The following is a 9,637-nucleotide window of genomic DNA, read 5'->3' as shown; positions in this document are numbered from 1 at the left end:
TTAGTTGTTCCCGTTGTTTCTCGGATAATGTGCTCCTTGCGTGAATAGAAAAGCTCCCCAGATGTTGGTTACTGATTTCTCAGTCCAACTTCTGGGGAGCAATTCAGAATGCCGAGGCAGGATCAATTTTCCAGGCAAAGTTTATGGCCTATATGCCAACTTTTACATAGGGGAACCCCCAATACGGGATCCTAGTGGATCTCCGCGATACATATACCGCTATCGTTTGGCTAATATCAGAGAAACCGTTTGTCGCGACAATAATGTCAGACTTGATAGTCAAAGGCACACCCATGGCGAGCGAATGTTCCTATAATTCGGTAATTATGTTCATAATTCGAGCCCCAATGACCGATTCTCGATAGTTAGTCGAAGTGAAAATTTGAGCATTCTTGGCAAATTCAATTCGGCGAGGTGAATTTTGGGAGAGCTCCCAAATGAAGTCAGCCATTTCTCCTGTAGAAGCATGGAGCCATTCTCTTGGGAACACTCGATCCGCGCCTGGGTAAAGAAGCCCCACCGGAGTTGTCCCGAGTGCTGCAGCATCAGGCAACGTGGAATGCATTGCTTCAAAATCGCTAACTGACAAGGCAAAACCTGTCTGTCGATACCAATCAGCCATGTCAGGCCCAAAGGGGTCAAAAGTCACATATGAAGACATTTGGCTTGACGCTCGCTCTAGCGACTTTTCATACCATTTCAGTTCCTCTGGCCGTCTTTTCATCCAAGGGTAATCGACAGGCAACTTACTACGAATTCTCAGGTTAAATCGACTGTCGCGTTCATGAAGAATTTCGACAATATCCAATGCACGGTCAATGCGCTTCAACTTAGGAATAATACCCACCAATCCCAAAGTGAACTTAGAGGCTTCAAGAGGCGGAGTGTCGTCTACCATTGGAACAGTATTCGGAACAACGACACATTTTTCTGGATCAAGACCATGATCGCGAATAGCTTGGGCCCGAATATGCGCAGAAACAAAAATGTACTTACTCACAGCTTCTTGTTTTACGCGCGACAAGAAGGCCACGAACAATTCTTGTGAATGAACTCGAACGAATAGCTTCTGATCGCTTCTTAAATTGTGTGAATACCAAACCGCATTCCCGAGTCCCCACTCACAAAACACAATGTTAGCCATCGACAAAAGTCTGCGGCTCTTTTCTTCATCGTGAGCGTTGTGTCCGGCCCACGCGTCCTTTGTTACTTTATAACCAGCGGCCTCGAGCTCCCGCTCTACGCCACCGACAAATTTGAAGTCATGTCCTGCAAATAGCACAGTACCCGTATGAGTTCGTGCGACCGTCGAATATTGCTTCACATCGTCAGTTGTTTTTGGCGAGAGCACAACAGTACGAAGTAGCTTTTCTGACGCGCTAGCGTAATGTTCGCTTCGCACCATTGCACCGCCCAGATACTTGGATTCCACCCTTTTCGGCTCATGCGTATCTTCAGGTCCATAAACGATTTGGTCGACCCCCTCATTGGACGCATAGCTCAGAAGATCAGAGAAGTAGTTCTCTTCGATTTCTTCGCTCGGGAATTCAACTATCCAGTCGTTTGGGGTAACGTTCTTATTTCCCGCGAGCTCGCCACCTAGGTAGCCAACTCCAGAATTTTTCAGTAACGTCATGGCCTTATCATCAGTTATTTCTCCGAGCACAGCCTGTGGCCGGACCGATTGTTTAAGAAGTTTAATGCAATCGTCCATCGTCCAACTGGTGCAAACGGAAATAAAGGACAGTTCAGGTCGAACCGCGCAGTTGACTCCGGCAGTCCGTAGCATAAGAGCTAAGACGTGTTTTGCCCTGTGAGCACTGTAAACTCGTCGTCGGGCCTCACGGATGCTAGGAGCGAAGAACTCAATTTCGTCTTTGCACTTTTTCCAGGCGCCAGCAATCACATCAGGATCATTAGAAACCACAATCGAATCACCAAAAAATCTACTGATGGCCTCATTTGCTGCAAGATGAAGTTGCGGTTTTCCAAGCATGCTACCGATGAGGACTTCCTCCGGCATGAAAGTAGGAGATTGACCAGTTGAAACGGACAACAAGAGGTTAGTTCCCTCTATACACGTCGCTACATTGTCGTGCTTCCATTGAACAGCACCATCCGCTAGATCTTCCGAAAGCGGATTGTTAGTGTTGAAACGTGGACCTCGACCATGTATTTGGATCGTGTGCATGTCAACGGCACGTTTCGCCTTCTCAAGTACCGCCGATACTTGCTTAACAGGCGCACTAAACCGCAAGCCAGCGTAGTCAAGCGTTGGATTCTTGTGAACAAAATTCTTCGAAGAATCATGCAAACGTTCATCAACCATGCCAGATATCGAGACAACGGAAAGATCCTGGTTTGACGCTGTCAGATACGCAGGTAGCAAATTGGAATCAGAAGTAGCTACTGATTTTACGCGTGCTGCATGTTTCAGGAACGTGGCCGGGTAGTACCCGTCCTGTGTATTCCAAAGAATCGTAGGTATATTGAGTGATTCGGCTTTATTAATTAGCTCATTCAAAGCCTCAGAGGCTTCCGCATCTGTGCCGGATACTGCTCCAGTCCAGTTTCCTCCGTTACCGTTCCATGCGGATTGGATCACTACAGCATCAAGTCTCTCACTTTCAAGTTCAGCCAACCACCTGTCACGCGATAGAGCAAACACGTTCAGATTACTTGATAAAAGCAACTCATAGTAGGAATCAGCAACGAGACCGATAGTGAGTTCATCTAGAAACGGACTCTTCTCTACCTGTGAGGCTCTGGACAAACGAGCAACTTCATACGCATTCCGAATGGTGCGTCCGATTTTCGCCCAATTGCGTTCGTCTACCGCCCAGAGACGACCAGCACGAGCCAATGATTCACGCTTCTCCGAGTCATTAATCAGGTTTTCTAGAACATCGGCAAAATCAAGTGCATCATCGCTCTTGAACAACGCAGCTCGTATTTGCCCAGGTCCTGCAATATCCCGGTGTGGCGCAACATCTGACAACACGACGGCGCGGCCAGCACCCATCGCTTCAAGCGGCTTCAACGGCGAAACTAGTTCCGTAACCGCCAAAGAATGCCTGGGGCATGCGACGATGCTAAAAGTACTTATCAAGCTAGGAATATCTTTTGACGGTAGCCTTCCAGCTAAGGTCACCACATCAAGCAAATCCATCTCAGTTGCCAAGTCTCGCAGACGCGGAAGATCGCGTCCATCGCCGGCTATGAAGACTTCAAATCCTACACCACGGGATTTCAGAATTGAAGCAGCCTCAATTAGGAGATCTAGGCCTTCATACTCAACGACACTCCCAGCAAAACCGATGACGGGAACTCGTGAACTAATATTTAGGGACTCTCCGTAAGTAATATTTCGCAATAACGGTGCGAATTCTTCTGTATCGACGGCGTTTGGCACGACCTCAATTAGATTCTCCGGAACACCGCGTCGGACAAGTTCGCTGGCCACTTGTTTTGTAATTGCAAGTACTCGATCCGCATTTGATGCGATGAAAGTTTCAAGCTCCACCTGATGGGCATATCGTTCGCTTGATTCCCAGCCAGGGTTTACTGACGCATGAGAAACCTCCCATAAACCACGTACCTCGTAGATGAAGGGGACACCTAATCGTCGCGCCGCTATAATGGCAGGCAACGCGGTCAAGTAATTTGATGCCGATTGAATTACGGACGGAGTGGCTCTCCGTGCTTCTTGGATCAGCGAATCTGCCGCGGTCAACAGGTACTGATCCAATGGATCATTGTGCAAATGCCCCTCAGGCAGTACTACGTAATCAACGCAGTCCACCCGAGTCACTTGACGTTTCCGCGTTGGCTTTTCAATATCGATAGAAGAATCCCAAGGGTATCCAGGCCTCCCAACAACAGTTACAGAAATTCCAGAAGATTTAAGACCATCTGCGATGCCCTTGGTACGTTTAGCGTAACCGTTCGAATTGTACGGAGGAGCCGCATGCACGCAATACATGACGCTGTCAGTTTTCTCTAAGTACGTCGCGCCGGACAATTTAGGAGCTAACTTGATGCCATTTTCGCGGATCCTTGATGTGCTTTGAATTTGTCGAGCAATCCTCTGTCCGCGGTTAGACATTTTCAAAACCAGGTCTTGATTCTCAGCAACGATCTGATTCGATGACTTTATTTCACCTGAAATGTTCCAAAGGTGGTCGATTAGGACTTCAAGATTCTCTGGCGTTCGAGAATTCGATAAGTTCGCCTGCAATTCTGGAAGCGAGGGCTTGCTTGAAGCTACAATTTTTGGAGTCGATTTTGATGGAACACTCTTCGCAGAAGAAATGCTTGCAGGCTTACGACTATTACCATTATCAGTACGTGGTTGGACGACAATACTTTGCTTAACAGAAGCATCAAGAACATCGATGCTATTCTTCAAGTTAACCCGTGTGCTCGTCAGAGCTTTTCGGAGAATCTCAGTCTCGCTTCGTAAGTGAGATGACTCTAAATTTAGAGCGTGAAGTTCCTTCTCCATGATTTTAACATATGAATATAATTCATCAGGCTTTGAAATAAATCCTGCGAGTTTCAGTTCGCGTTCAAGAGGATTTGTTCCGATAAAGATGGAGTCTTCTGCCTTGTTGACCTCTGTAATTGCCAAGATTGGTGCCACACGGGTATGAGCATCTTTCATTGCAATTTCAAGCCTTTTCGCCGAGGCTGAAATCGAATAATACTTTGCGGCTCGCCTACCTGCTTCGCGTGCCCGAACTAGTCTTTCTGGGTCAGTTGAAATTTTACTAATCGTATCCTCAATGGAAAGGTCAACGAATAGTGGGTAATTTTTGCCGAGAAGTTTTTCATGCGCAAGGGTCCTGTTCACTATCGAGGGTAAACCTACAGCACAGTATTCCAAAAGTTTTGTCGAAATTTCTGGACTTTTGTCTAAGGCTGCAGTCCTCCACCCTAGGCCGAAATCGTGTTTTCTCATTTCTTGAATTGCTTCAATACGGCTCATGCCGCCCAACCACTGGACGCCAGCCGGCGGCGATGATAGGACTTGTTGCATGTTGTCAGCCCATTTAGGGTCCGACTTACTCCGCTGAACTTTGTCTCCGACGAATGTTACTTCAAGATTGCAGTTTATATTTCGACAAGTTTCGGGTAACGAAGCCATCTCCAACGTTCGCCAGTCCTCATGGAACTTACCTACATAAACGGCGGATAGATTGGAGGGATCTACAACTTTATCGTGTTTCTCCTCAAAGAATTCGTCAGGGATCATAGGGTTCAGCAGCACCAGCTTGCTGTTTGCTCCCGGGAGGATTTCATTCATCAACTGGCGCGAGAGTTCTGTTTGCACAAACATTCGAACAGAACTATCCAGGATGTCCCGCAGATCATCCTTCAGCTGCGGAGAGTATTCCGAGGCACTTTCGGGCAAATCAGTAATGTAAGGCCACAGTTTACCAACGAAATGCCCTCCGCGCGCTAACATTTTGCAAATCGCAGAGCCTCTTGAAATAACAAAATCGTATTTATTTCGCTGGTGCAGTCGCACCAGCTCCCGTCCAGCAAGTCTAGGAGTCAAGGCCTGCTGATTATCTGATGAAGAACTGGATTTGAAAACGTCTACGATGGTCAGATTGGGCAACCCTCGTAATGCTCTGATGAGACGATCGTCAATTACAGGTGCCTTTAACAATAATGTGACGTCGCTGTTGGTAGCAGCTAAGCATTGGGCCATAGATACAAGCCACACAGCTGAACCGTCAAGTAAGTTTAAATTCATGTCCCCATAGAGCAGAATTCTATTGCGGGAAGTCACTTCGCTTTTTTCCTTCATCGAGAGTCCTCATATATCAAGCAGGGAGCAGCGGGATCTAGCGCGCGCATCAATTTGGCGAGCGAACACTTTAAGTTCCATTCTATCTGCTCTTCATCTCTCTGAAGCTACGACACCTTTGATTCAAAGTAATCTGATAGCGAATAGTCATAAGGAATCCTTTATCGACCCTTCTATACTTATTGTCAACCCATCAAAACCTGTAACTGACCGAAAATACTCCTCGAAATATAACGATTTAGAAGCCGTTTGGCCTCTCCGTGACTCACTCCCACAGCAGCTCGTTTCTCAACATAAGCTTTGGTCTCCTTGTCGAACTTCATTCTCGAATTAGGGTCCATGTTTGCTGAATAGCGTTAGTTGGTACCGCTAGTCCGGCGACCTGGTTTGTAATCTCGTCACATCGTAGACACCGAATCTCGTCACTTCGTGGACAACCGGTCTCAAGAGTTTGTATGTCCTGTCTCATGACTTTTTGGACACACGAAGTCATGAGACAGGACAGCAGCACCACTTGGTAGCGCATGTGTAAAAAACGATAGCAATAGTGCGTGGAAAGGATGACATCCCATGCTATTTGGCATCTTTATGCTGGCAGCATCGGCGGCGAACAGAGCGCTCTCTTCTTACTGCCTACATAGATATTTACCCTCCCCGTCATTCCATTCAAATCGATCGGTTCACTGCCAAGGGCCGTAGATGGAGCTCACTAATTCCTTCGTTTGGCGCCATCTCAAATAGGCACGATGGCTCGGGTTGTTATGCCACGACGACATGAATTTCTCGGTTCCCGGAAAGCGACGTTGCTTTCCTTTTGTTGGCTAGTTCTCGCTAGAGCGAGATACCCAGGAATTGAACGGAACCATATACGTCCCAGGAAAACAGTGGGTGGGCGATTCGTTGAGCATTGGTCGTTTATTCGCCGCTCAGCCTTTGGGCACTTCGATTCAGGTGCTATCCGATGTTTACGCGTGCGCTACCGTATCGCCCCACAGGTGCTTCCAAATGCGTCTGCTAACTCATAGAAAGAATACCGTTTAAGGCTCGTCTCTCAATGAAGCTTTTGAACCTAAGAATTGGTTTAGAACTTTAGGACTATCGCGTGTCAACTCGGTGCGTTGTACCCTTAGCCGCTTCAGAATTACCCAGCACCCTGCGGAATATCCTTATTCTGAAAATGTCTTTTGGCAGATTATTCCACGTGTAATAGTCAACATTGGAATAAAGGGTCGAATCCCACAGCGTGTTCTCACGGTAAAGACGAAATGAGACTTCGGTACCAGGAATAGATTCAACAGTAATAAACAACCGGCTAGACAGAGCATCGAACCAGATGTTGTAACTACCAAGTCGTAAGTCGTTGTCGGACAAATCTGGTTTTAAGGCTGCTTTCTTGAGTTCGGACCTGAGCTCCGCGCTGTAAATCTTTCCAATCTCAGAATGAGGAGTTCCTTCTAGCGCTACGATCCGAGGTTTCAATCCAAGATTGGAGACGTATTCGCTCCATGGAGATACATGATTGCGGAAATGATGGTCTTTCTTGCCCACTAACACAGTAATATTATTAGTCGATCGATTAATCAATTCAGCGTCATATAGAATCTCGTCCAGGGTCGATATATCCGAGGCCCCGACACCTCCGGTCATATATTCGATGATATTCGGATGCGGTTTCTCTAAAAAGGATCCAATTTTAGTTTGCGGAGCTCCTACGAATATATTGCTTCGTGGGACTCGAAGGCCATGGATCATAGCTGCCGATCCACCCTTCGAAGATCCAACAAAGTAGACTGCGGAGCTCTTTCCGTGATGTTTAATTCGGTCAGCTATAAAGGCCTGAACCGAGTCGTGAATATCTCTATTTCCCTTTTCTTGATGGTAATAGGACCCTTGATCTCCGAAATCATCCAAAAGGTAGTAAATATGGCAGTTTACGTCTTTCAATGAGGCACGATAGTTATACGTAAAATCACCAAGAGCACCCATGGCGGAGAAAACAAAAACAATTGGAGTACTGTTAGATTTACCTTGAGGAGAATCATAAAGATAATTAATATTCCGAGAGCTTTTATACACACCCCAAAAATCATTCGTAGTTAATGAACCTACAATGCCCCTATCCTTGTAGCGGAATTTGTGGATATTGAATTCGGTCTCCAACAGAACAGTGCCAGAGGACTCGATCTGGACACACACTGAGTTCAACGGAGCTTTGCTACCAAATTTTGGAAAGTTCCACCCACGTGGGTTGGGATTAGATTCGCCACTATTTATTTCCATTTTGATGGGTACGTTCGAGCGCATGAAGGCGTCTAGTACTTTAGTATCACCGTCAAAAACTTCGAAACCGTTTCCATGCAGTAAGACCCGAAACCCGGCAGGAATATTCCAATGCGCGTCATACCGGTTATTCTTCAAGGAAGATAGCTCGTCTTTTACTAAAATTGTTTCTTTTCTAGCTGCACCGACTACATCCACAGTTCGTTTATGAGTTGCATTCGTCAATCGCCCTGTGGAAGCAGCAACATGGAACGTATCGTCATCAACCAGAAAGTCATCAATCTTTACTGTCTTTGATTTTTTATCAGTTCGGGGGGTGCTGATTTCGTTTACAACGATGTTGTTATGGGCATACTGAGAATAGGCATATATTGAGAAAGGGTCGGCGTAGTTATAACTATACGGTCCAGCCTCGGTGATTAGATTTCTACCATTAGCGTAGAGCAAAATGGACAAATCGTCCGAATGCTTGTGATAATTTGCATTATAAGCAGCTTGAAATAGTAAATAAGTAGAATTTTCATCCTCCCAATCTGATCGATACATAGCATAACCACTTTTTGGGAAAATAATATTCTTTTTGTTAGGTACAAGGCCTTGTTTACCGCCTGTTACAGAATACGAAAACTCGTCATTAAAGATCTGCCCAACACTACTTTTATTAGAAGTCCTATTGGTGTCACCGATTGGAGCGAACATTCCGTCAGGAGTCGTAATGTGGGTAGCGTATAAGGCCGTCTTCTCCAGCAGTGAGTTCAGTATTTCGGATTCAGCACCCGAAACACGCCTAATAGTTTCTACATGATTGTGAAGATGCTTGGACACCATCAGATGGTACGTAGGCGTATTTTCTACATGCACGCCCTCTGGTGTGAATGCGCTAACGAAATATCGGCTCAGTCGTTCACAAGCAATTTTCCAGTAAAAATCTCGACGCTCCGGACTAAGCCACGATGCTGTAAGTGCGTAATGGCGCAAAGCAACGTCTTGAAACATTCCATGGTTGTTTAGCCCGCTGTGAAATTCTTCCGTGGCCAACAAACCAGCAGTACGATCCGCAAGTTCACGAAGATACGGAACTTGTTGCGGCTCTGCAATGCGTATAAAAGACACTAAGACCGTCAAACGTTGTGCTGTAGTTTCATCATGATAGGCCATCTCATCTCGCTGCCTTTTCGCGAGCGTAAAACGGGTTTCCCACCGCCGAAAAATATCTTGTACAACCTCGAAAGAATCCGATAGGTGATGTTCAGCGATGCATTTGGCCCAACCTTGCATAAATAGGAATGCGTGAAAATAACGACCTTCACTCCTATCCGCCCTCCCTTCCCAGAGTTGAAGCCCCTCGTTTTCCACTTGTCCGTAGAGCGACGGAATTGTGTGAGTATCACCGTGTAAAAAATCAGGGATGGCTTCAACTAATTCACGTGGCGCCTGAGTAATGGTCATCGCGTCGACGAGTGTTTTTACTTCTGCCGAATCTAAATTCATTGTTGTCCTTGCTGTGCAGTTATACGCAGTGCTTCTTTACGAGAAGTACGT

Annotated in this window: 2 protein-coding genes; both read right to left on the bottom strand. The window is 46.3% G+C overall.

Features of this window, described 5'->3' with window-relative positions:
• Nucleotides 1-310: 310 nt before the first annotated feature.
• Entirely contained in the window at nucleotides 311-5,815 is a 5,505-nt protein-coding gene (locus ACT3UA_RS15620; protein WP_444617253.1) for a glycosyltransferase, read from the bottom strand.
• 1,095 nt (nucleotides 5,816-6,910) lie between these two features.
• Nucleotides 6,911-9,586 carry a heparinase II/III domain-containing protein gene (locus ACT3UA_RS15615; protein WP_444617251.1) on the bottom strand — a complete coding sequence of 892 codons (2,676 nt, stop codon included), beginning with the start codon at nucleotides 9,584-9,586 and terminating at the stop codon, nucleotides 6,911-6,913.
• Nucleotides 9,587-9,637: the final 51 nt, after the last annotated feature.

This window comes from Glutamicibacter sp. 363, from assembly GCF_052379505.1.
Taxonomy (GTDB): Bacteria; Actinomycetota; Actinomycetes; order Actinomycetales; family Micrococcaceae; genus Glutamicibacter.
The sequence above is the reverse complement of the archived record's forward strand: the minus strand, read 5'-3'. Positions and strand labels throughout refer to the sequence as shown.

Bases quoted from the DNA above. Each gene is read 5' to 3' on its own strand.
- ACT3UA_RS15620 (WP_444617253.1), bottom strand. From the start codon at position 5,815: ATGAAGGAAAAAAGCGAAGTGACTTCCCGCAATAGAATTCTGCTCTAT.
- ACT3UA_RS15615 (WP_444617251.1), bottom strand. From the start codon at position 9,586: ATGAATTTAGATTCGGCAGAAGTAAAAACACTCGTCGACGCGATGACC.